The sequence below is a fragment of the Microbacterium meiriae genome (genome assembly GCF_032364335.1).
Taxonomy (GTDB): Bacteria; Actinomycetota; Actinomycetes; order Actinomycetales; family Microbacteriaceae; genus Microbacterium; species Microbacterium meiriae.
This window is the reverse complement of record NZ_CP133984.1, coordinates 270,251-291,791: the sequence shown is the minus strand read 5'-3', so window position 1 is coordinate 291,791 and position 21,541 is coordinate 270,251. Positions and strand designations below refer to the sequence as shown.

Sequence of the window (21,541 nt, the reverse complement as noted above, 5' to 3'; positions counted from 1 at the left end):
CCGTCGCAGGTTCCCGGGGATTCCGTGCGACCGCGGCGCGAAAGTCCGTCCGCGGCCAGCGATACGGTGGACGGATGACCATCACCGCCGCCGCAGACGGCTCCGCCCTGGGCAACCCCGGCCCGAACGGCTGGGCCTGGTACATCGACGACGCGAACTGGGCCGCCGGCGGCTCCCCGCACGGCACGAACAACCAGGGCGAGCTCCGTGCCGTCCTCGAGCTGCTCCAGGCGACGGCCGGCACCGACGAGAAGCTGCTCATCGAGTGCGACAGCCGCTACGTGATCGACTCCGTGACGAAGTGGATGCCCGGATGGAAGCGTCGCGGCTGGCGGAAGTCCGACGGCGGGCCCGTGCTGAACCGCGACCTCCTCGAGGGGATCGACGAGGCCATGCGCGGTCGCGACGTCGAGTTCTCCTGGGTCAAGGGCCACGCCGGTCACCCCCTGAACGAGGCCGCCGACGAGCGCGCGAACGCCGCCGCCAAGGCCTATCAGCAGAAGCAGGAGCCGCGGCGAGGCCCCGGGTTCACCCGCGCGACCGACGCCGGAGCCGCCGTCGCGGCCTCTGCACCGGTCGCCGCGGCCGCTGCACCATCGCCCACTTCCGCGGCCCCGTCCCGCACCTCGGCGCCCGTCGCGGAGGCGGACTTCGCCCAGCCGCTGTGGGCCGAGACCTCAGACCTCCTCGACGGACTCGACCTCGCCCAGGACGACCCCATCGTGCTCCAGGTCCCGCTGTCCCCCGACGAGCACGCCCGCCTCCGGGACCGCGCCGAAGCGCAGGGCATCACCCTGGAAGAAGCGCTCCGCCGCCTGATCTGACGGAGAGCGCGGGGCGTACACTCGCACCATGTCGACTCCCCGCACCATCGGCCGGATCTTCCTCGGCGCCTCGCTCGTGTTCGCCGGCGTCTCCCACCTCACGTTCGCCCGAGGGGAGTTCCAGGCGCAGGTGCCGGAATCGCTGCCGCTCGATCCGGACACCACGGTGCTCGCGTCCGGCGTCGCCGAGGTCGCACTCGGCTCCGCTCTCCTTCTCGCCCGTCGCCGCCGTCGCTCGGTCGGCACCGTCGCCGCTCTCTTCTTCGCCGCGGTGTTCCCCGGCAACGTGGCCCAGTGGATGCATCATCGCGACGGCTTCGGCCTCGACACCGATATGAAGCGCTTCGTGCGTCTGTTCTTCCAGCCGGCCCTCATCGCGCTGGCTCTGTGGTCCACGCGCGCCCCGCGGCGCTGACCGACCCCGCGAGAACAGGCATTCCCGCGAGAACAGGCCCCCATACTCACCCGCGCCTGAACCTGCGCGGGGGCCTGATGCGGCGTGAGCACGGGTCCGCTCCGTAGACTCGGCGGATGGCGGAAAGGACGAGGCGACGGTGAACAAGCGCACCGTCTTCGGCCTGCTCCGGCTCACCGCCGCCGCCGTCTGCCTCATCGCGCTGATCCACCGCCTCGCGTGGGGACTCGCGTCGAACACCATCGCGAGCCAGAACTTCTTCGCGTATCTGACCAATCAGTCGAACATCGCCTTCGTCGTCCTCCTGACCATCGCCGGAGTCCTCGCGCTGCGGAGAGCCCGCGATCCGCGGTGGCTCACCGTGGCGCTCGCCCTCGTGCTCACCTGGACGATCACCGCCGGACTCGTGTTCGCGATCCTGGTCTGGCAGGCCGGAGTCCGAGGGATCCGCATCGACGTGCCGTGGTCGGATCAGGTGCTGCACTTCTGGCTGCCCGCGGTGACCGTCGCGGCCTGGGCCCTGGCCCCGGGGCATCGGGCGGTGCCGTGGCGGGTGATCCCGGTGACCCTCGCCTACCCGGTGCTGTGGGGCGTCGCGACACTCATCCGCGGACCGCTGATCGGCTGGTACCCGTACTACTTCCTCGACCCGCGGCAGGTGAGCGGTCCGGTCGAGTTCACGGTCTCCTGCGCGATCGCGCTGGCCGTCTTCGCCGCCGTGGCGACCGCGCTCGTGCTCATCAGCCGCCTGCCGGACCCGTGGGACGGCGCTCGTACGGAGCCGCCGCCCGAGGACAGCGCCCCGGCCGAGGCCGCACGTGAGACGGTTCAGGCGTAGAGCGCCAGCGACCCGAGCGCCGCCTCGACGGCCTCGGCCTCCCCGAGCTCCGCGAAGTCCCGCGCGGCCGCACCGCCCACGATCCCGACGAGCACGTTCTCGCCGGTCGAGGGGCGGAGGTTGATCCACGTGGGGATCGCGATGTCCTCGCCGACCGCGTGCCAGATCGCCTCGTCGCCGTCCCAGAACGGCTCGTCCCACCGCAGCCAGACCGTCTCGATCGCACCCATGCCGAGCGCGGACACGGCGCCGCGGTTGTCGAACGGCAGCGGCGGATCGAACTCGATTCCCTGCTCCTGCAGCACCCCGAGCGGCACCGTCAGCAGCACCCGGTCGAAGGAGAGAGCCTCACCGGTGCCGAGGCGCACACTCACCCCGGTGTCGTCCCAGGCGAGGCGGGTGACCGGGGAGCTCAGCCCGACCTTCACCCCGTCCAAGGTGCTCTCGATGAACGGGGTCAGATCGTCGCCGACGCCCTGCAGCGCTGCGTCGGGGAGCGGCGGGGCGAACCAGCTCGACAGGTCGGCGGCGTCGGCGCCCGTGCGTGCGGCGAGGAGCGCGAGGAGGGCGGCGGTCGCGGGATCCTCCGGGTCGATGCCGGCCGCCACCAGGGCGTCCGCCACCGAGGAGTCCTGCGGGGCGGCCTGTGCCGTGGTCACCGCGGCCTCCACCGGCTGCGGATCCGCGGGGTCGACGTCGCCCTCGGCGGAGCGCCACCGCGCCCCCTCGAGGTCGACGAGGTCCATGTCCTCCTCGTCGATCGCATCGAGAAGCTCCGCGTCGGCGTCGCCGAACAGCCACGCGCCGAGCTGCACCGGAACCGGCCAGTCGTCGCCCGTGCGGGAGAAGATCCGACCGCCGACGCGGTCGCGCGCTTCGAACACCGTCACCTGCAGGCCGTCCTCCGCGAGCTGCGCGGCGGCGGTCGCCCCGGCGATCCCTGCGCCGATCACGGCCACCCGCTCGCCGTCCTCCGCAGCGACGGTGAGCTCCCGAGCGGCACGGCGGCCCGACCGCAGAGCGCCGCGGACGGTCCCCGGCGCCTCGTCGTCGGTCGCCTCGCCCGCGAAGAAGAGCCGGTCGTCGACGGGCTGCGCGAGCGCCGTGCGGGTCGCGGCGAGCACCCCCACGGGAGTGAAGCTCGCGGCACCCCCGGCGAAGGGGTCGGTGGTCCAGGTGCTGCGGATACTGCCGCTCGGGGCCGGAACACCGGGCGGCGGCTCCGGTTCGCGCGTGCGAGTGGGGGTCGGCGTCGGTTCCGGCTCCGGCGTGCAGGAGGCGAGAAGCACCGAGACGGCACCGGCACCGGCGCCGAGGAGCAGGGTACGGCGCGTGATCCTCATCGTGCCGCCACTTTATCCCGCTTTCGCACAGGCAGAAGCGCCGGAACAGGCGGCTCTGGACGAGAACCGCCTGTTCCGGCGCGAGTGCCGGGGCGTCAGACGGACAGCAGCTCCCGCTCCAGCCGCGCGAACGAGGCCTCCATGCCGTCGGCCATGCCGGTGGCGAGGATCATGTCCCGCGTCTCCTTGTCGGGGTACTCGATGAGCACCGTGACGAGGGTCGCGCCGTCCTCCTCGTACAGGTTGAGGTCGTTGAGCGTCTCGGTCGGCATGCCCTGCATCCGCTCGGTGGTGACGGCGCGCTTCGGGGCGTCGATCAGCAGCGCCTCCCCCTCGAATCCGAACGGCTCACCCTCCGTGTCGCCGACGGGCGCCCAGGAGTTCCGGTACGACTGGCCGACCTCGGTCGCCGACACGCACTCGGTCATCTCCCACCCGTCCGGGCCGAGCATCCACTGCCGGATGAGCTCGGGCTCGAAGTGGGCGCGCCACACCAGCTCGCGCGGACCCTCGACGAGGCGGGTGATGCGCACGTGCGTGTCGTCCAGCAGCTCCACCCGGGTGCCCTTGCCCTGGGCGTAGTCGCGGAGGTCCTGCAACACGGCGTCGAGCTGGGCCATGGCCATCCGGGTGCCCTCCACGGCGCCCATCGCGACGACCTGCTCGAGCGCCTCGGCGGACGTGAAGTGGCTCGTGTTGACCATGCGCGTGCCCTCTGCCGTCGGCTCGAACGTGAAGGTCATGCGCATGGAGGGGAGGTTCGCGTCTGGCGTGCCGTCCTCGTCGGCGAACGAGTCGAGCACCGTGAAGCTGCGCGGCGCGTCGATCTCCAGGAACTCCCACGTGCCGGAGGCCTTCTCCCCGCGGGGACCGTTCATCGTGTAGACGGCTCGGCCGCCGACGGTGTGGTCCCACTGCGTGAAGGTGGCCGGCCAGCCGGGAGGACCCCAGAACCGCTCGAGCTGCTGCGGGTCGGTGTAGGCGGCCCAGACTCGCTCGACGGGCGCGGCGAGGTCGGCGACGACGGTCATGGTGAGGTTCTCGGCATCCGTGATGATGTCCGTGACAGGCATGTCAGTCTCCTTGCGATTCGGTGCGTTGACTGCTGGTGGGGTCGGTGGGGGCCGGCTTCCCCGCGGGCGGGGACGGCTCGGCCAGGAGATCGTCGAGCCGGGCGATGCGCGACCGCCACAGCTCTTCGTATCGGGCGAGGAGCGCCCTGGCGCGGGCGATCATCTCGGGGTTCGCGCGGACGAGCCGCTCGCGTCCCTCGGCGCGCTTGATGATGAGGTTCGCCGCCTCGAGCACGGCCACATGTTTCTGGACCGCGGCGAACGACATCTCGTACTCGGAGGCGAGGGTCGAGACGGACTGCTCCCGCTCGATCGTCCGGCGCAGGATGTCCCGCCGGGTCGACGTCGCCAGTGCGTGGAACACACGGTCGACCTCCGCTTCGCTCAACTCCGTTTGTGCAACCATTTGGTTGTACGTTAGACCCGCGTCGGGAGCGTGTCAAGAGCCTCGTGTCAATAGCCTGTGCCGTGACGGTGGCGAGCGTCGTCGCGCTGTTGGTGTTCCTGTTTCCCCTCGCCTTCAGCCCGGGGCCGGGCAACGTGTTCTTCGCGGGGATCGGCGCGGCCCGGGGCCTGAGAGGAGCCGTTCCGGCCCTATTCGGCTACCACGTTGCGACGCTCTTCGTAACGGTGGCTGTCGGCCTGGGGATGGGTGCCACCGTTCTTCGTCACCCCGCGGTCGCGACGGTCCTGGCCGCGTTGGGGAGTCTCTACGTTCTCTGGTTGGCGTGGCAGTTCTTCCGTTCGGCCAGGAAGGCGCAGGCGTCTGACCCGGCGCAGGCCGCCCGCAACGTCGGCTTCTGGTCGGGCGCCGTAGTTCTGCTGCTGAATCCGAAGGCGTACTACATCATCGCGGTGATGTTCACTCAGTTCCTCCGTCCGCCGCTGGGTGAGAGCGTGGGGGCGGTCCTGGCGATCTCGGTGATCTTCACACTCAACAATCTGGTCGCCTTCATCGTCTGGACTCTGGCTGGCCAGGGGCTCTCTGCGCTCTTTCACGGTGAGAGGTCCAAGAAATGGCTGGACTACTTCTTCGCTGTGACGCTCGTCGGCGTTGCTGTCTGGATGGCCCTTCCTGCGCTCACGGGGGTGCACTGATTCTCGACCCATGCCTGCAGCCCCGTCCCGCGCCCGGCTGCCGTCGGCAGTTCTACCCTGACAGCAATCCCGACTCCGATTGAAAGCTCCCCTTCATGACTACACTTCACAGCGCCTCCCGTGTGCACAACAGAACCCGCACGCGACGCGGAGTGACGACCGCGGCCGCACTCTCTCTCGTGAGCGCTCTCCTCCACCCGACCGCGGCCGAGGCCTCCTCAAGCGGTGTCCAAGCTCTCGAAGACACGGTCGGCGACCGGCTGGGCTCGGTCGTCGGCTCATCGGCAACAGGCGCATCGGTGGTGGTCACGTAAGGCGGGAGCCGCCTGTTCGCCATGGCCCGGGGGCACGCTGATGCGGCCCTCTCGGGACCGCTCACTCTCGCCACGCAAACCCCCGTGGCGTCGGTGTCGAAGGTGCCGACGGCGTTACCCAAAGCCATGGTGTTGTAGCCACGCTCCGACAGCATCTCCGAAAGGAAGGCGTTCCCCGCCGGAATTAAGGTAGTAGCGTGCTGACACCATGAGCGTTCCTGAACGTCCCGAAGAGATCGACTCCGAAGAGCGAGCTGAACTGCATCGCCGGCTGGAGGAGCTCCGACACGAACTCGAGGGCATCTCTCGCGACCGAATGCGATGGCCGGGTGGCGCCCCCGTTCACCTGCAGGATCGTTCCGAGGAACTCGAGGTGGAGGCGGACGCGATCCGCGCTCAACTAGGCATATCTCCCGGAACTGGAAGACCCCCGCGAGGGAGTTGGTGGGGGTGGCTCGCGCTGGTCGGGGCCTCGGCAGCGACCCTGGTCGGTGTCCTCATGCTCACACGCTGAGAACCAGGACGCTCGTTCATGCGGCTCGGGGCCAAGCTCGGGGTGATCGCTCTTCTCCCGCGGGAAATGCGAGGTACAGACGCGCCAACGCCGCCCGAAGGTGGGGCCTAGAGAGGGCGCCGAGTCATCGCTCCCATACCGCGCGCTCGCGTTCGGCGAACTGGCGGAAGGTCGTCGCGGGGCGTCCGGTGAGTTTCCGCACCGCGCGGTTCGGGAACGCCGAGATGTTGAAGCGGACGACCCGGTAGATCATGCGCTGCACGTCGATGTAGTCCCGCGGGTAGCCCTCGTCGGCGAGGCGAGTGAGGTATTCCTTCTCGCTGGGCCTGGCATAGCGGATCGGTCGGCCGAGGACGTCGGAGAGGAGCCGCGCGACGTTGCGGTAGGTGAGCGACTGCTCCCCATTGAGGGTGTACTTCTTCCGGAGGTGCCCGGCTGACGTGAGGACGGCGGCGGCGACGGCTCCGATGTCGTGGGCGTCGATGAAGGCCGTGAAGGCATGCCCGGCGGGGAGGAAGATCTCGTCGCGATCTCGGATGTCGTCGCGGTAGGTGGTGGAGAGGTTCTGCATGAAGAAGTTCGGCCGGAGGAAGGTGAAGGGCGCCCCGACCTTCTCCAGATACTTTTCCACGCGGTAGTGCGGGACGCCCTTGTTGTGCTCGACCACCTGCAGGGACAGGAAGACGATCTGGCGGATACCCACCGCCATCGCGGCATCGATGAGGGGGAAGAGATACCGTTCGACGTCCTCGATTGGCGGTGGCCGCATCAGGAAGAGTCGGTCGCATCCTTCGAGCGCCCGACGCATCGCTTCGGGTTCCGCAGAGGGGGACAGTCGCGACGCCGATGCGGTGGCTCGCACCCTCGAGGGGACTGCAGCGATGGCGTCCGCGCTCGGCCCTGTCGGCAAAGACACGACCCTGCTGCGCGACACCGCACGCGTGCTGACCGCGGCGATGGCAGACGCCGGCATCAACCGCTATGTCGGCATCAGCGTCGCGGGACTGACGCTGCCCGGAGACCGCAAACGACCGCGCGACAAGGTCATCTCCTGGCTGCTGAACCGGTTGGGCGGCGAGCTAGCGAAGGACAAGATCGCCGAGTACGGGGCCTGGGAGCGCAGCGGACTCGACTGGACGCTGGTCCGCGTGCCCCGGCTGGTCAACGGACCACTCAGTGAAGTCGACGTCGACCCGCACGTCTCCGGTCGTCGCACGACACTCACCCGCGCGAACCTCGCGCGATTCATCGCCACCGCCGTGGCCGACGGCGGATACAAGCGCATGGCACCCTTCGTCACCGACCACTGAGGCTGCTCGCGGCTCGCGGTTGGCTTCCACCCAGGACGGCGGAGCGTGAGTCAGCTGCCTGCGTGCGCCGGAAGGCATCGCAGCAGATCAAGAGCGGTCCGACAGAGGCGCTGCTCAGGGTCGAATGCAGGATCATATAAGGCCAGCGTGAGGGAGCCGATGGGCACGCGCTCGCATGCGCGAAGGACGACGGCCTGAACATCTCGTGCATGAAGCCCACCGGACGCAACGCAGACACTCGCCGGCGAGATGGACGGATCGAACACGTCGAGATCGATGCGGAGATGGATCACGTCGGCTCGGCGAGCGAGGGTGTCCGGCGCGGTGAGGGGTTCGGTGCCGGCGGAATCCCGGGGTCCGAGCATCGTGAGGCCCAAGTCGCGGAGGTTGGTGCGCTGCGCATCCGTGAGATTCCGTGTGCCGATCAGGAGGGCGTCCTCCTCGGGGATAGCGCAAAATCCGGGGATAGGTGCCCGGTTCCTGTCGTGGCGGCGAGCGGCCCCAGCCGCCAGGCGATATGAGCTCGCATGGCAACTCGGTGAAGGTTCGATCTGGGCGCAGCACGCGATCAAGCGGGCGTCGTCCCGCACGGCATCCTCACGCCGGGGTGTCGCATTTAGCGCACTCACAAGGGGATCCTAGCTGGCCCGAAGACAGAGGCGTACTGCGTCGAAAAGTTCCTGTGGGATACAGGAAGAGCCGATCTTAGAGCAACCGCCGGCCATCGACGGCCCAGCGAGCTCCGCAGGGTCGGATATCACCACGCACCTGTCGAACCAGGAAGTTGGAGCTCGAAGGCTATTGCTCTTCGTCCAAAGAATCCTTGTCGGGACCGGGGGCTTTTCGGCGCGCACTGACGCTGATGTACACCAAGAGGCCTATCACCACCCCCGCCCAGATGAGGTCAAGGATGGCCGCGCCGGGGTCAGGGCTGTTGACAACCAGAACGACTGCCGCAACTACCGCGACCGGGATAAGGGCCCATGCCCACTTGGCTAATCCTCTCAGCATGAGGCGGCTGCATCTCCTATGTAGTAAGTCGTTCGGGCAACACCATACGCGAAGGAAGTTGCCGCGATAGCGCCCGCCACCAAGGGCGACGCTGCCGCACCCACGGCGAGCAGCCCGACAAAACTCACCCCGACGAGGACGGCGCTTGCGATTGAGCGGTTTACGCCGCTCTGGCAGCTCACCAAACCCAATGGATCGATGTTGTTCACCGGGTCGGCTCCGGCGTAGGCGTAGCGGTTGGCGTTGGTGGGGTCGAGCGGCACATCGAGAGCGTCTTGTTGGGTCCAGCGTCCGAGCGTGGTGTTGTACCAGCGGTTGCCGTAGTGGATCCAACCTGTGGCGCGGTCTTGGATGCCGCCCTTGAACAGGAAGGGGTTCTCTACGACGCCGTTGCCGGTGCCGCCTGCGGTGAGGACGGCGGTGCCGAAGGGGTCGAGGTTATAGGCATAGGCTCGTGTGGCGTAGTCGGTCAGCATGGCGACGGGGGAACCGAGGCCGTCATAGACGTAGAGCGTTTCTACGCCGGCGGAGCTGCGGAGCATGAGGGGTTCGCCGGTGACGGGGTCGTTCTCGATGTAGGCAGTGCTGTTTCCTGCTTGGACTTGCTCGACGACGGGAAGTCCGACCTGGTTGGTGCGGCCGTACACGAGCTTGTAGGTGCGGGAGTTGCTTTCCTGCTGCAGCACCTCAGTCTGGTTGGTGCCGGCGTACTTGTAGTCGAAGTCGCCGGAGCTGTTGCTCACTTTCGTCATCTGCTGAGCGCCATTGTAGGTGTAGACGGCTTGCGGTTCTTTGGTGAGGTTGCCGGTGCCGTCGTAGGTGAATCCGGTGTTGGTGACCTGGTTCGCGGCGTTGAAGGTGAGTGTCTGGATCGACTCGCGCTCGGCATGCTGGTCGCTTCCTACGGCGTGACGTTCACTGCGGGCGTCAACTCCTTCGGTCTCATCTTCCTGCTCGACGACGAACTCGGCCTCCCCGTCGAGACCCTCGGAATCGTGCTGTCGTGGAACGGACTGATTGCGGTCGTCGCTGCTTTGCTCGTGGGGATCTTCGTGAAGTGGGTGAAGGTCAAACCATTGTTCCTTGTCTGCCTCGCCTTCTTCGTGGTCGCGCAGTTCGTGATGGGCATGGCACCCAACATCGGAGTCCTCCTCGTCGGCGTGGGTATCAGCGCGCTCGTCAACGCGCCCTACAACGTCGCCGTCACCTCGCTCTTTCAGACGAGCGTCGAGGACGAACACCTGGGGCGAATCGGCGGGCTCGACGAGATGGCCGAGAACGTCATCCAGATCCTTGTCTTCCTCTCCGCCGGCATCATCGTGGCGGTGGCCGGCCCCCGGCTTGCCCTGGTCGGTGCCGGGGTGGTCGCTCTCGTCCTGCTATGCCTGGGTGCCACGCTCAGGCGCGGTCTTCAGCCCTGCGAGGATGTCGATGACCCCGAGGACTCGGACGACGCGGCACCGGAGCACAGCGATCCCGCAGCCGAGGAGCAGCCTCGCCCTGCGTCATGAGCTCGGACCTCTCCGCGGCACTCACGCCCCACGGCCGCCCGCCACCCACCCGGTCGCTCGCGCCCAGGCCTCCATCTCCCCCTGCGCCCGGTCGAACCAGTGGTCCTTCGCCCGCGCGTAGTCGTCGAAGTCGCGGTCGCCCCGGTGCGCGGAGGCCAGCGCGGTCTTGAGCGCCGCATACTCGTCGCGCGCCTCCGGGTCCGCCCGCAGCCAGTCTCGGAACAGGAGGGCGTATCGCCAGTTCGACGCCCCGACGCGTCGCACGTGCACGATCGCCCGGCCCCTGGCGTCCACGCTCGCGAACAGGCGTTTCGACCACTCGTCCGGGTCGCCGCCCGTCCGCGCGTTGTCCCGGGAGACGCCCGGCGCGTCCGGCACGATGCGCTGCACGTTCACGAAGCCGGCGTCCCCGAGGCGCTGCTCCGCGGCATCCGCGTCCGCGAGGTCGCGCACCCCCACCTGGAGGTCGATGATCGGCTTGGCGCGCAGCCTGGGCACGGCCGTCGAGCCGATGTGATCGACGCGCACCGGGACACCGTCGAATGCCGCGGCGATCCGAGCGCCGAGGCGGGCCGCATCCACCGCCCAGCGCGGCGACCAGGACTCGAGGATCGGCGGCGTGTCCGGAGGGAGTCGCCGAGCCCTCCGGCGCTCCTCGACCTCCGCCGCTCGGGCGAGGAAGCGGGACAGGCCGTCCTCGTCGCCCTCCGCGATAGCCGCGTCGCACCACGCGCCGGCGGTCACTTCGCCGATGCCGAGCACGAGATGCGCCGTCGCGGAGGCGTGCGCCACGGTGGCCGCATCGACGGGCCCGAGACCCGTCACGACCGCATCCGGCCGCACCGCACGCAGACGGCGCACGACCACGCCGTCATCCTCCCCGACGACGACCAGGGCGAGGGGCGAGAACGCGTCCGCCCCCGGAGAGCCTTCGGACTCATCTGCGAGCGGATCCACTGGTCGCCTCCTCCGGATTCGTCCCGCCGGAGTCGGCACTCCCGCGGCAGACGGTCCCCACAGCGTAGCCAGGCGGCCGAGCATTTCCATTCACATGAATCCACACCGGTATTCCGGGCGTAGGCTGGAGGGAAGGACGGACCGTCCGAGAAGATCTCCCGGCACCGCGCCCGCCCGGGAAGGAGCCCGAAAGTGGCTCAGTACGACGTCTCGAACCGCTCGGCGATCGTGACAGGAGCGGGCAGCGGCATCGGCCGCTCGGTCGCCCTGCTGCTGGCGCAGAACGGCGCGGCGGTGGTCGTGAACGATCTGAACGCGGAGAACGCGAACGCGGTCGTCGAGGAGATCCGCGCCGCCGGAGGCACCGCGGAGGCGTCAGTCGGCGACGCGACGGACCCGGCCTGGATCGCCTCCTCGGTCGAGCTCGCCAACTCGCTCGCCCCGCTCCGCATCGGCGTCAACAACGCCGGCATCGGCGGCGCCACCGCGCCCACCGCGGACTATGAGGAAGACGCGTGGGACAAGGTGATCGCCATCAACCTCAACGCGGTGTTCCGCAACATGAAGGCGCAGATCCCGTCGATCCTCGCCAACGGCGGCGGCTCGGTCGTGAACATCGCCTCGATCCTCGGCAGCGTCGGCTTCGCAGGCTCCCCCGCCTACGTCACCGCCAAGCACGGCGTCGTCGGCATGACGAAGACCGCCGCTCTGGAGTACTCGGCGCAGGGCGTCCGCGTGAACTCGGTCGGCCCCGGCTTCATCGACACCCCGCTCCTGGCGAACATGGGCGACGAGGCGAAGGACTTCCTCGTGTCGAAGCACCCGATCGGTCGCCTCGGCCAGGCGGACGAGGTGGCGAACCTCGTGGTGTTCCTCGCGAGCGACGCGGCCAGCTTCATCACCGGCAGCTACCACCTGGTCGACGGCGGCTACACCGCCCTCTGACGAAGAAACGGCATCCGGCTGCCGGGAACCCGAATCCCGGCGGCCGGATGCCGCGGTCGGCGATCCAGAGCCCCCGCTCCGTTCTCGCCGTAGCCGTCACCGTCCGGGAATCCGAGAGCCCTTGAAGAGGATCCCGAGGCGATGAGGCAGGTTGTGCACCCCTCCGTTATCAGGCGGACATCGCGTGCAGTTCGCGCGACATCGCATCGAGCGAGAGCTCGGGGTCGGTGAGGTCGAGTCCGCCGGTCGAGCCCGCGGCCTGCATGAGGCGGGCCAGCAGCGGCCGCTGGAGGGTGACCGACGTCTCGACGACGAAGCGGATCGGAATGGACGCGTGGATCCACAGCGTCTCGGTGCGGTCGGCGCCGGTCTGCACCGTGAGCGCGAACGGCTCGTTGCGCCGCAGCTTGGTCACGGTGGCGGCGCGAAGGTGGGCGAGCAGCTCGTCGTCGATCTCGATCGGGTCGGCGAGGTTCGCGTAGGTGAGGGTTCCCATGTTCTTCTCCTCGTGGCAGAAAACCTGGACGAGGATAGTTTACTAGTTTAACTAGTTAAATCAAATCGATCAGGGAAGGTCGCCGAGTTCGTCGGTGAGACGGCGCAGGAAGCGGGAGATCACCGTGGCCTCCTCCGGGGAGAACTCCTCCTCCAGGGCGGCGACCCGCTGGGTGAGCTCATCCCCGTGACCGTGCAGATCACGGAGCGAAGGACGGAGAACTTTGGACCGGGCATCCAGGGGGTGCGGGGCGACGACGATCTGCCCCCGCTCGGACATCCGTCGCACGACACTCGTGACGGCGGCGGTGCTGATGCCGAGGTACGTGGCGAGATCGCGGGGAGTGACCGGCTTCTCGACGGGCGCCGTGCTGATGAAGTGCATCGCCGCGCGGTCGGTATCGTTGGGCTCGCGGCGGGCGGCGAGACGGCGGTTCAGCTGCGCGTCGGCGCGACGGAAGTCGTCGACGTCGCGCGCGAGCGCGGACGTCGTGACGTCGGTACTGATGTTCCCCATGCAGAGATCCTCCCTCCCCGCCTCCTATGGTACCTCGACTGCCTGACAGTAAGGCTGACTAGCGATATTCGGGGGCGATCAGGACTTCCGGAGGTGCGATGATGGAACCCTGCCCCCGAAAGGATGCCATGCCCGAGCCACTGAGTCTCGAGGAGGCGTCGTACATCCGCTACGCCGATCTGCTCGCCCGCCTGGAGGAGCTCTTCCCCTCCGTCTCGCGACGCCGGATCGAGCAGATCATCGGCGCCGAGACCGACGCGATCACGGGTGGGCTCCTGCGCATCGTCCCTGCAGAGGTCGAGACCGGCGCGATGGAGATGCTCGAGCGGGAGGCCGGTTCCAGCGACGAAGGAGAGGTCGCGTGACCGACAGCACCGGCGAGTTCCACGCCTCCGGGTACTGGTACCCCGACAGCGAGCGCGCCACCACGGTCGACGTGCTCAACATGCTGCGGCGCTACCGCAGCGCCGAGACGGCGATGCGCGCCCGCACGCGCGCGTCCATGGGGATGAACGAGACCGACCTCGTCGCCCTCCGGTTCCTGCTGCGCGAGCAGAAGGCGGGACGCATCGTGCGCCCGATCGACCTGGCCCGCACGCTGGACATCTCCACGGCGTCGACGACCACACTCATCGACCGGCTGGAGAAGGGCGGGCACGCGCGCCGCGAACCCCACCCCACCGACCGTCGCGCCGGCATCGTCGTGCCGACCGTGAGCAGCGACGACGAGGTGCGGGCGACGCTCGGGGCGATGCACCGCCGGATGCTCTCCCTCGTGGACGACCTCTCCGACGACGAGCGCGTGGTCGTGATGCGGTTCCTCGTCGGGATGACCGCCGCGATCCAGGAGGCCGCCGAGGCGGACGCCGTGCACAGCGGCGCCGACCTCGTGGACGAGCCGGCCTAGTCCAACGCGTTCCGCGGGCGCCGCTTGTCCAGGAAGCCGGCGAGCAGCACCGCCACGAGCGCCGCGACCGGCGCCACCACGAGCCCTGCGCGAAGGCTCTGCGTCTCCGCCAGCCATCCGACGAACGGCGGCGACAGCAGGAAGCCGAGCCGGAGCAGCCAGGACACCACGGTGAGCCCGACACCGGGCCGCAGCCCCGGGAGCTCATCGGCGGCATGCATCGCGGCGGGGATGAGGGTGGCGATGCCGAAGCCGACAGCCGCGAACCCGAGGATCGTGCCGGGCACGCTCGGGAACAGCAGAGCGAGGGTCATCCCGAGGGCGGCGATGAGGCCGCCGACCCGCGCCACCCAGCGCTGTCCGAAGCGGTCGGTCATCGGATCGCCGAGCAGACGCCCGACGAACTGCGCGCCGACGAGGGCGATGAACCCGAGCGGCGCGACCGCGGCTGCCGCCCCCAGGGAGTCGCCGAGGTAGAGCGTGGCCCACGAGTTGCCGGCGTCTTCGGCGATGGCGCCGGCCATCGCGATGAGGGTCAGGGCGATCACGGCCACCACCGTCCGCGCCGGGATGCCGCGACGGACGGCGCCGGAGATCTCCTCTGGTTCCGCCACGGCGTCCTCCTCCGTCTCGTCGTCACGGCCGGGCAGGCAGAAGCGGAGGGCGACGAGGGCGACCGTCGCGAACACCGCGGTCGAGATCCCCAGGTGGACGGCGAGCGGAAGCTGCAGCGCGATCGCGCCCGCGGCCATCACTCCGCCGAGCACCGCGCCGATGGACCAGATGGCGTGGAAGGAGTTGATGATGGAGCGCCCGTACCGCCGTTGCACGCGCAGGCCGTGGGCGTTCTGCGCGACATCGGTGATGGCGTCGGAGGCACCGCCGAGGAAGAGCGCGATCGCGAAGAGGACGCCGGTCGGAGACAGCGCCGCCGACAGCAGACCGAGACTCGTGAGGACGGTGCCGATGACCGCGATGCGCGCCGACCCGAAGCGACGGATCAGCGTGGCCGCCAGGAGTCCGGCCGCGATCGCGCCGGCGGGGAAGGCGGCGAGCGCGAGACCGTAGCCGAGGTTGTCGAGGCCGAGGGCGGCCTTGATCTCGGGGTACCGCGGCAGGATGTTCGCGAACAGGGCGCCGTTCGTGAGGAACAGCGCCGAGACGGCGACGCGCGCGCGGCGGGTGGCGCGGTCCGCGGGCGCTCGTCGAATCGATTCGATGGAAGTCACGGATACGACCGTACCCTGTCGCCGGGGGTGCCCGCGAGCGTGTCGTGACGGCGCGGTGCTGCGGCCGCAAGCCCGTTCCCCGTGTCGGCCCCGGGATCTACGCTCGGAGCATGAGCGAGCTCACCCAGCCCACTGGTCGCGAAGACGCCCTGCGGGCGGTCCCCCGCGACGACGGCTCCGCACCCCGCGCCCTCGTGCTCGGCGCCACCGGGTACATCGGCGGCCGCCTGACCCCGCGCCTGCTGAACGCCGGCTACCGGGTCCGGGTCCTCGCGCGCGATGCCGCTCGTGCGGCCTCCTTCGGCTGGGGCGAGGAGTGCGAGATCTTCGAGGGGTCCGCCGACGACGAGCACGCCGTGGCCTCCGCGGTGGACGACGTCGATGTCGTGTACTACCTCATCCACTCCATGTCGGCCGGCAAGGGGTTCGAGGAGAGCGACGAGCGCGCCGCCACCGCCGTCGCCACGGCGGCTGCCCGAGCCGGGGTGCGGCGGATCGTGTATCTGGGCGGCCTGCACCCGGACGACGTGAAGCTCTCCCCGCACCTGCGCTCCCGCGTCCACGTCGGCGAGATCTTCCTGGAGTCCGGGGTGCCCACCCTCGTTCTGCAGGCGGGCGTGGTGATCGGCTCCGGCTCGGCGTCCTTCGAGATGATCCGGCACCTCACCGACGTGCTGCCGTACATGCCGGCGCCGAAGTGGGTGCGCAACCGGATCCAGCCGATCGCCGTCCGCGACGTGCTGCACTACCTGCTCGGGGCGGCACGGGTCGACGATCAGGTGAATCGCGCCGTCGACATCGGCGGACCGGATGTGCTGCGCTACGGCCAGATGATGAATGGGTACGCGGTGGAGGCCGGACTGCGGCAGCGCGCCATCGCGGCACTCCCTGTGCTGACGCCGGAGCTCGCGTCGCACTGGGTGAACCTCGTCACGCCGGTGCCGCGCTCCATCGCCCGGCCCCTGGTGGCCTCGCTGCAGAACGAGTGCATCATGAAGGATCACGCCGTCGACGCACTCATCCCGCGGCCCGACGGCGGCCTCACGCCGTATCGCCGCTCCGTGGCGCTGGCCCTCGGCCGGGTGGACGCGGACGCCGTGGAGACGAGCTGGCAGGACGCCGAGGTGTCCGGAGCGCCGAGCGACCCGCTGCCGAGCGACCCCGACTGGGCGGGACGGACCGTCTTCACGGATAAGCGGTCGGTCGCGACGCGCGCATCCGTCGCGGAGCTGTGGCGCGTCATCCTCGGGATCGGCGGGGAGAACGGGTGGTACTCGTCGCCACTGCTCTGGGCGGTGCGGGGGCTCATGGACCGCGTGGTCGGCGGCGTGGGCCTCAGCCGCGGACGCCGCAGCCGCACCGCCGCCCGGGTCGGGGATGCGATCGACTTCTGGCGCGTGGAGGCGGTGGAGCAGACCGAGGAAGGCCATCTGCTGCGGCTCCGCGCGGAGATGAAGGTGCCGGGCGAGGCCTGGCTCGAACTGCGCGCGGTGCCCGACGGCGAGGGCGCCCGCTACGAACAGCGCGCCGTGTTCTTCCCCCGCGGCCTCCTCGGCCGGCTGTACTGGCTCGCCGTGCTGCCCTTCCACGGACTGATCTTCTCCGGCATGGCCGCACGGATCACCGCGGCCGCCGAGTCAGGCGATCACGCCGGTTCAGGCGCCTTCCGCGCGGAAGTGCCTGACCCGGCGTGAGCGCCTGAGCTCTCGCGTTCAGTCCTTGTCTGCCGGGGCGTCCATCGCGGCCTCGACGGCGGCGTCCACCTCGGCCGGCGGGATGATGTCGATCGCCTCGGTCGCCGCTTCGTAGACCTCGGCGAGCGTGTCGTCGACGGTGTCCTCGTCGATCCAGGCGAGGTCGTCCTCCGAGTGGTCGTACTCGACGGGCACGAGGGCGAAGTCGTCGCCGTACTCCTCGAGCCCGGCCATGACGCTGTGCCGGACGGCGGCGCGAGCATACCGGTCGCGCAGGATCAGCGGATCGCGCCGCAGATCCTTCATGAACGCGATCATCATGAAGGCCATGATGATCGCGAACGGCAGAGCCGCGATGATCGTCGCGTTCTGCAGCGACTGCAGTCCGCTGCCCTCGGCCCCGCTGACCAGCAGCACGGCGGCGATCACGCCCACGAGCACACCCCAGACGACGGCGACCCAGCGCGACGGCTCCGGGCGGCCCTGCTGCGACAGCGTGCCCATGACGAGCGAGGCGGAGTCGGCGCCGGTGATGAAGAAGATCGCGATGAGGATGATCAGGACGATGCTGGTCACGAGCGGGAACGGGAGGTTCTCCAGTACCCCGAACAGCACTTCCTCCGGCGGGTCGACCACGAGGCCCGCGCCGTCCATCTGCTGCTGGATGGCCGTGGTGCCGAAGATCGCGAACCACACGAGCGAGATCGCGGAGGGCACCACGATGACGACCGACACGAACTGACGGAGCGTGCGGCCGCGCGAGATCTTCGCGATGAACATCCCGACGAAGGGCGACCACGAGATCCACCACGCCCAGTAGAAGATCGTCCAGCTCGACAGGAAGGCCTGCGCGGCCTCACCCTGCGAGGCGGAGCGGCCGATCATGGTCGGCAGGTCGCCGAGGAACTGCACGGCGACCGACGGGATCACGTTGAGGATCAGCAGTGTCGGACCGACGAAGAACACGAAGAACGCGAGCAGGATGGCGACCACGGCGTTGATATTCGACAGCGCGCGGATGCCCTTGGAGACGCCGGAGACGGCGGAGGCGATGAAGCACGCCGTGAGCACGGCGATGACCGCGATGAGGATGCCGTTGCCGAGGGGTCCGGCTCCGCTGACGATCTCGACGCCGTGGCCGATCTGCAGCGCCCCGAGGCCGAGCGAGGCGGCCGTGCCGAACAGCGTCACGATGATGGAGAAGATGTCGATCGTGCGGCCGACCGGACCCGTCGTGCGGTTCTCGCCCAGCAGCGGGGCGAAGATCGACGAGATCAGCGGCGTGCGACCGCGGCGGTAGGCGCCGTACGCGATGGCACCGCCGACGAGCGCGTAGAACGCCCAGGCCTGCGGGCCCCAGTGGTACAGCACCTGGGTCTGCGCGGTGTGCATGGCTTCGAGGGTGTTCGCCTCGACGGTGCCGGGCGGCGGGTTCTCGAAGAACGTCAGCGGCTCGGCGGCGCCCCAGAACACCAGGCCGATGCCCATGCCCGCCGCGAAGAGCATCGAGATCCACGAGAACATCGAGAACTCGGGCTCCTCGTCGTCGCGGCCGAGGGGGATGCGCCCGTACTTGCTGAACCCGACGAACAGCATGAAGACGAGGATGATCGTGGCGATGGTCGTGAAGAAGAAGCCGAAGTACTCGACCACCCAGGCCAGCACCGTGCTGGTCGTGCCGGCGAGGTTGTCCCCCGCGAACACGCCCCAGGCGATGAAGGCGAGGGCGAACGCGGCGGCGACGCCGAAGACCAGCGGGTCCGTGCGGTAGGTGCGCCCCGTCTCCTCGACCGAGACCCCGGGGACGAGCGCCGGGTGCACGCTACGCGGCGGGACCGTCGTGATGTCGCGGACGATCTTGCGCGCGGTCTCGGAGGCCTTCGCGGCCTGGCGGTGCGTCCCGGTCACGACGGCGTCGGTGCGCGGACGGGTCGATCCTGCGGAGCGTTCGGCGGGCTTCTCGTCAGGCGTGTCCATGAGAGACCATCTTTCCACCTGCGCGGGCTCAGGCGAACGCGGGGGATCAGGCGCTCCCGCACGAGAGCGCCTGATCCCGCGCGAGCGCCTGTTCTCGCGGGGCTGTCGGGCGGGTCAGCGCGGGGTCAGCGCGGGGTCAGCGGGGGCGGCGGCGACCCAGGAAGAGGGCGCCCAGCAGCGGCAGCACCGACACCCACAGCAGGGTGATGCCCAGCGGGGGCAGCGGACCGACGAGCAGCGCCCCGCCCACGAGCATCGCCGCGAACAGGACCCCGGAGGCGATCCGTCGCGCGATGCCCTCCAGCCGGTCGAGCCGCCGCTCCAGTCGGGAGGTGTCGAAGGACACATTGCCGTCGTCGACGCGGGTGATGATGTCGTCGATGCGCTTCGGGAGCCGCCAGGTCGTGGCCGCGTTCGCCATCGCCTGTTCCGCCATGTCCTGCATGAGGGTGCCGGACTCGTCCCGGAGCAGCCGCGCGGCATACGGCTCGGCCGCGTCCCACACGTTGAACGCAGGATTCAGGCCACTGCACATGCCGGAGGTGAGGGACACGGCCCGGATGAGGAGCAGCATGTCCTCGGGGAGCTGCAGCGGGAGCCGGCGCACCATGTCGCCGAACTCCTCGGCGAAGTCGGTGAACTCCCGCGGGTCCACGCGGCTCAGCTCCGCGAAGCCCATCCCCCCGAAGCGCGCGAAGAGGGCGGTCAGCGCCCGCTCCAGCTCGCCGGTGTCGGCGGTCGGCAGGAGCACGCCGATCTCCTTCGCGGCGCGGACCAGGCCCCGGCTGTCCCGCGCGGTCACCGCGATGAGCAGCGTCCGCAGTCCCTGCCGGAGGTTGTCGGAGACCTCGGCCATCATGCCGAAGTCGATGAACGTGAGCCGGAAGCCGCCCTGGGTCCCTGAGCTCGTCGAAGGGACCGGCGTGACGAAGATGTTGCCGGGGTGCGGGTCGGCATGCACGAACCGGTGCGTGAAGACCTGGTCGAACATGACCTCGGCGAAGGCATCCGCGACCGCGGAGGGGTCGATGCCTGCCGCTCGGAGAGCCGCAGTGTCGTTGATCTTGATCGCGGTCACGTCGGACAGCGTGAGCACCCGGCGGGTCGTACGCTCCCAGACGATCTCGGGGGCGGCCACACGCGGGTCGTCGGCGAAGTTCTCGCGGAACCGCTCGGCGCTGCGGGCCTCGTGGAGGTAGTCGATCTCCTCGAGGCTCGTCACGGCGAACTCCTCGACGAGGGCGGGGGCGTCCACCCGGTCGGCGACGATCCGGACCCGGGTCAACCACCGCGCGACCCGGCGGAGGGCGGCGAGGTCGACGGCGACGATCTCGTCGATGCCAGGGCGCTGCACCTTGACCACGACCTCGTCGAGCCCGGTGTCCTCGGCATCGAGCGACGAGAGGCGGGCGCGGTGCACCTGGCCGAGGGATGCGGCCGCAACCGGGGTGTCGTCGAACCAGGTGTACACACGCTCGAGCGGCATGCCCAGCTCGGCCTCCGCGAGCGCCCGGATCTGCGGCGTGGGCACGGCCGGGACCTCGTCCTGCAGCCCCTCCAGCTCCGCCGTGATCTCGGGCGGCAGCACGTCGAGGCGCGAGGACATGAACTGCCCGACCTTGATCATGAGGCCGCCGAGATCGACGGCGAGCGCATGGAACCGCCGCGCGAACCGCTGCATGCGGCGGGCGCGGGTACGCTCGGCGACACCACGCAGCCCGAACCGCGGAAGGACGAGCTCGAACCACCAGATCGCCACGAACTCACGGCTCGCGAAGGACAGGATGCGGCGGTACCGGGCTCGGTGAGGGCCCTGCGCCGCCGCTGCCGTCATCGCGTCATCCTTCCGCCGTTCCGCGCCGGACGCCGCACGACGCGGTCAGTCCTGGGCGAGGATCGTGTACAGCCTACGGCGGGCCTCATCGAGCACCTCGATGGCCTGCTGCACCTGCTCCGGCGAGCCGCTGCGCCCGACCTGCGCGGCCGCGGCGGCGAGGTCGACCCCAGCCTTGGGCAGGGCGCTGTAGCGGGCGTCGCGGCTGCGGTCCTTGTCGGAGGACGGCACCCACGGCGGGGTCTCGGTGCTCTCCGCGGCGACGGCACGGCCGGCCTCGGTGAGGGCGTAGGTCTTGCGGCCGTTCTGCTCCTCGGCCTCGATCAGGCCCTCGTCGGCGAGGAGCTGGAGCGTCGGGTAGACGGAACCGGCGCTCGGCTTCCAGGTGCCGCCGCTGCGCTCGGCGATCTCGTTGATGATCTGGTAGCCGTGCATCGGTCGCTCAACGAGGAGCGAGAGGACGGCGGCGCGCACGTCGCCGCGGGCCATGCGGGATCCGCCGGAGGGGCGCGACTCGAACGACTTGCGCAGCTGGTCCATCGCCTCGAACAGCGCTCCGGCCGGACCCTGCGAGCCGCCGAAGAGATTGCCGAGGCCGCCGACGAAATCGCCGCTGTTGCTGCCGTTGCTGTTTCCGCCGAACGGGGTGGAGGGGAATGCGTTGTTCATGATGACCTCCCAGTCGTGAACGATACTCAACGATATATCGTTACCGCTGAACGCGGGGTGGGAATC

23 protein-coding genes are annotated in these 21,541 nt (G+C 69.6%); 10 read left to right on the top strand and 13 right to left on the bottom strand.

Annotation, left to right across the window (positions count from 1 at the left end; genetic code table 11):
- Nucleotides 1-74: 74 nt before the first annotated feature.
- The 3 genes from RI211_RS01360 (at nt 75) to RI211_RS01350 (ending at nt 2,077) form a co-directional block, all read left to right on the top strand.
- Nucleotides 75-824: a ribonuclease H family protein gene (locus RI211_RS01360; RefSeq protein ID WP_315638198.1), complete on the top strand. Its 750-nt coding sequence runs from the start codon at nt 75-77 to the stop codon at nt 822-824.
- A 28-nt stretch (nt 825-852) separates the two neighbouring features.
- Complete coding sequence (locus tag RI211_RS01355) at nt 853-1,239, top strand: DoxX family protein (RefSeq protein WP_187663012.1); 387 nt, start codon at nt 853-855, stop codon at nt 1,237-1,239.
- A 139-nt stretch (nt 1,240-1,378) separates the two neighbouring features.
- Complete coding sequence (locus RI211_RS01350) at nt 1,379-2,077, top strand: Pr6Pr family membrane protein (protein WP_315638199.1); 699 nt, start codon at nt 1,379-1,381, stop codon at nt 2,075-2,077.
- Here RI211_RS01350 and RI211_RS01345 read toward each other — a convergent pair.
- From RI211_RS01345 to RI211_RS01335, 3 genes are all read right to left on the bottom strand, one after another.
- The gene (locus RI211_RS01345) at nt 2,068-3,420 is read right to left on the bottom strand and encodes a flavin monoamine oxidase family protein (protein WP_315638200.1); all 1,353 of its coding nucleotides are present in this window, start codon (nt 3,418-3,420) and stop codon (nt 2,068-2,070) included. The genes RI211_RS01350 and RI211_RS01345 overlap by 10 nt on opposite strands.
- 95 nt (nt 3,421-3,515) lie before the next feature.
- Nucleotides 3,516-4,493 carry an SRPBCC family protein gene (locus RI211_RS01340; protein WP_187663010.1) on the bottom strand — a complete coding sequence of 326 codons (978 nt, stop codon included), beginning with the start codon at nt 4,491-4,493 and terminating at the stop codon, nt 3,516-3,518.
- Between the two features lies 1 nt (nt 4,494).
- Complete coding sequence (locus RI211_RS01335; RefSeq protein WP_315638201.1) at nt 4,495-4,899, bottom strand: ArsR/SmtB family transcription factor; 405 nt, start codon at nt 4,897-4,899, stop codon at nt 4,495-4,497.
- Between the two features lie 62 nt (nt 4,900-4,961).
- On the opposite strand from RI211_RS01335, the gene RI211_RS01330 reads away from it, so the two are divergent.
- Nucleotides 4,962-5,591 carry a LysE family translocator gene (locus RI211_RS01330; protein WP_315638202.1) on the top strand — a complete coding sequence of 210 codons (630 nt, stop codon included), beginning with the start codon at nt 4,962-4,964 and terminating at the stop codon, nt 5,589-5,591.
- A gap of 952 nt (nt 5,592-6,543) precedes the next feature.
- On the opposite strand, the gene RI211_RS01325 is transcribed toward RI211_RS01330, so the two are convergent.
- Nucleotides 6,544-7,227 carry an NmrA family NAD(P)-binding protein gene (locus RI211_RS01325; RefSeq protein ID WP_315638203.1) on the bottom strand — a complete coding sequence of 228 codons (684 nt, stop codon included), beginning with the start codon at nt 7,225-7,227 and terminating at the stop codon, nt 6,544-6,546.
- Here RI211_RS01325 and RI211_RS01320 point away from each other — a divergent pair.
- The gene (locus RI211_RS01320; protein WP_315638204.1) at nt 7,139-7,729 is read left to right on the top strand and encodes an NAD(P)-dependent oxidoreductase; all 591 of its coding nucleotides are present in this window, start codon (nt 7,139-7,141) and stop codon (nt 7,727-7,729) included. The two genes, RI211_RS01325 and RI211_RS01320, sit on opposite strands and share 89 nt — an antisense overlap.
- A gap of 50 nt (nt 7,730-7,779) precedes the next feature.
- On the opposite strand, the gene RI211_RS16975 is transcribed toward RI211_RS01320, so the two are convergent.
- Together RI211_RS16975 and RI211_RS01310 are read right to left on the bottom strand one after the other, a co-directional pair.
- Nucleotides 7,780-8,319 (bottom strand): arginase family protein, encoded by a 540-nt coding sequence (locus tag RI211_RS16975; RefSeq protein WP_410505942.1) that lies wholly within the window; start codon nt 8,317-8,319, stop codon nt 7,780-7,782.
- Between the two features lie 414 nt (nt 8,320-8,733).
- Entirely contained in the window at nt 8,734-9,612 is an 879-nt protein-coding gene (locus RI211_RS01310) for an RHS repeat-associated core domain-containing protein (protein ID WP_486187812.1), read from the bottom strand.
- Between RI211_RS01310 and RI211_RS01305 the strand changes: the two genes are divergently transcribed.
- The gene (locus RI211_RS01305; protein ID WP_315638207.1) at nt 9,523-10,251 is read left to right on the top strand and encodes an MFS transporter; all 729 of its coding nucleotides are present in this window, start codon (nt 9,523-9,525) and stop codon (nt 10,249-10,251) included. The genes RI211_RS01310 and RI211_RS01305 overlap by 90 nt on opposite strands.
- A gap of 21 nt (nt 10,252-10,272) precedes the next feature.
- On the opposite strand, the gene RI211_RS01300 is transcribed toward RI211_RS01305, so the two are convergent.
- A complete protein-coding gene (locus RI211_RS01300; RefSeq protein WP_315638208.1) occupies nt 10,273-11,208 on the bottom strand; it encodes a GrpB family protein in 936 nt (311 codons plus the stop codon).
- 192 nt (nt 11,209-11,400) lie between these two features.
- Here RI211_RS01300 and RI211_RS01295 point away from each other — a divergent pair, with 192 nt between their 5' ends.
- A complete protein-coding gene (locus RI211_RS01295) occupies nt 11,401-12,153 on the top strand; it encodes an SDR family NAD(P)-dependent oxidoreductase (RefSeq protein WP_187663008.1) in 753 nt (250 codons plus the stop codon).
- A 169-nt stretch (nt 12,154-12,322) separates the two neighbouring features.
- Here the strand turns inward: RI211_RS01295 and RI211_RS01290 are convergent, their stop codons facing one another.
- Nucleotides 12,323-12,649 (bottom strand): DUF7882 family protein, encoded by a 327-nt coding sequence (locus RI211_RS01290; protein ID WP_187663007.1) that lies wholly within the window; start codon nt 12,647-12,649, stop codon nt 12,323-12,325.
- 69 nt (nt 12,650-12,718) lie between these two features.
- On the bottom strand, nt 12,719-13,165 hold the full coding sequence (locus RI211_RS01285; RefSeq protein WP_315638209.1) for a MarR family winged helix-turn-helix transcriptional regulator: 447 nt from the start codon (nt 13,163-13,165) through the stop codon (nt 12,719-12,721).
- A gap of 128 nt (nt 13,166-13,293) precedes the next feature.
- Between RI211_RS01285 and RI211_RS01280 the strand changes: the two genes are divergently transcribed.
- Both RI211_RS01280 and RI211_RS01275 read left to right on the top strand, forming a co-directional pair.
- Nucleotides 13,294-13,530: a hypothetical protein gene (locus tag RI211_RS01280; RefSeq protein ID WP_060921946.1), complete on the top strand. Its 237-nt coding sequence runs from the start codon at nt 13,294-13,296 to the stop codon at nt 13,528-13,530.
- Nucleotides 13,527-14,072, top strand: coding sequence for a MarR family winged helix-turn-helix transcriptional regulator (locus tag RI211_RS01275; protein WP_232089158.1), 546 nt, complete (start codon nt 13,527-13,529; stop codon nt 14,070-14,072). The genes RI211_RS01280 and RI211_RS01275 overlap by 4 nt, the downstream gene beginning before the upstream one ends.
- Here the strand turns inward: RI211_RS01275 and RI211_RS01270 are convergent.
- Nucleotides 14,069-15,292 (bottom strand): MFS transporter, encoded by a 1,224-nt coding sequence (locus tag RI211_RS01270; RefSeq protein WP_315638309.1) that lies wholly within the window; start codon nt 15,290-15,292, stop codon nt 14,069-14,071. The two genes, RI211_RS01275 and RI211_RS01270, sit on opposite strands and share 4 nt — an antisense overlap.
- A gap of 119 nt (nt 15,293-15,411) precedes the next feature.
- Between RI211_RS01270 and RI211_RS01265 the strand changes: the two genes are divergently transcribed.
- Nucleotides 15,412-16,995 (top strand): SDR family oxidoreductase, encoded by a 1,584-nt coding sequence (locus tag RI211_RS01265; protein ID WP_315638210.1) that lies wholly within the window; start codon nt 15,412-15,414, stop codon nt 16,993-16,995.
- 18 nt (nt 16,996-17,013) lie between these two features.
- On the opposite strand, the gene RI211_RS01260 is transcribed toward RI211_RS01265, so the two are convergent.
- The 3 genes from RI211_RS01260 to RI211_RS01250 form a co-directional block, all read right to left on the bottom strand.
- Nucleotides 17,014-18,972, bottom strand: coding sequence for a BCCT family transporter (locus RI211_RS01260; protein ID WP_315638211.1), 1,959 nt, complete (start codon nt 18,970-18,972; stop codon nt 17,014-17,016).
- Nucleotides 18,973-19,108: 136 nt separating this feature from the next.
- Entirely contained in the window at nt 19,109-20,806 is a 1,698-nt protein-coding gene (locus RI211_RS01255) for an ABC1 kinase family protein (protein WP_315638212.1), read from the bottom strand.
- A 45-nt stretch (nt 20,807-20,851) separates the two neighbouring features.
- Nucleotides 20,852-21,475, bottom strand: a complete 624-nt coding sequence (locus tag RI211_RS01250) for a PadR family transcriptional regulator (RefSeq protein ID WP_187663001.1) — start codon at nt 21,473-21,475, stop codon at nt 20,852-20,854.
- Between the last annotated feature and the right edge of the window lie 66 nt (nt 21,476-21,541).

Bases quoted from the DNA above. Each gene is read 5' to 3' on its own strand.
- RI211_RS01360 (WP_315638198.1), top strand. From the start codon at position 75: ATGACCATCACCGCCGCCGCAGACGGCTCCGCCCTGGGCAACCCCGGC.
- RI211_RS01355 (WP_187663012.1), top strand. From the start codon at position 853: ATGTCGACTCCCCGCACCATCGGCCGGATCTTCCTCGGCGCCTCGCTC.
- RI211_RS01345 (WP_315638200.1), bottom strand. From the start codon at position 3,420: ATGAGGATCACGCGCCGTACCCTGCTCCTCGGCGCCGGTGCCGGTGCC.
- RI211_RS01340 (WP_187663010.1), bottom strand. From the start codon at position 4,493: ATGCCTGTCACGGACATCATCACGGATGCCGAGAACCTCACCATGACC.
- RI211_RS01335 (WP_315638201.1), bottom strand. From the start codon at position 4,899: ATGGTTGCACAAACGGAGTTGAGCGAAGCGGAGGTCGACCGTGTGTTC.
- RI211_RS01320 (WP_315638204.1), top strand. From the start codon at position 7,139: ATGAGGGGGAAGAGATACCGTTCGACGTCCTCGATTGGCGGTGGCCGC.
- RI211_RS01325 (WP_315638203.1), bottom strand. From the start codon at position 7,227: ATGCGTCGGGCGCTCGAAGGATGCGACCGACTCTTCCTGATGCGGCCA.
- RI211_RS01290 (WP_187663007.1), bottom strand. From the start codon at position 12,649: ATGGGAACCCTCACCTACGCGAACCTCGCCGACCCGATCGAGATCGAC.
- RI211_RS01285 (WP_315638209.1), bottom strand. From the start codon at position 13,165: ATGGGGAACATCAGTACCGACGTCACGACGTCCGCGCTCGCGCGCGAC.
- RI211_RS01280 (WP_060921946.1), top strand. From the start codon at position 13,294: ATGCCCGAGCCACTGAGTCTCGAGGAGGCGTCGTACATCCGCTACGCC.
- RI211_RS01265 (WP_315638210.1), top strand. From the start codon at position 15,412: ATGAGCGAGCTCACCCAGCCCACTGGTCGCGAAGACGCCCTGCGGGCG.
- RI211_RS01260 (WP_315638211.1), bottom strand. From the start codon at position 18,972: ATGGACACGCCTGACGAGAAGCCCGCCGAACGCTCCGCAGGATCGACC.
- RI211_RS01255 (WP_315638212.1), bottom strand. From the start codon at position 20,806: ATGACGGCAGCGGCGGCGCAGGGCCCTCACCGAGCCCGGTACCGCCGC.
- RI211_RS01250 (WP_187663001.1), bottom strand. From the start codon at position 21,475: ATGAACAACGCATTCCCCTCCACCCCGTTCGGCGGAAACAGCAACGGC.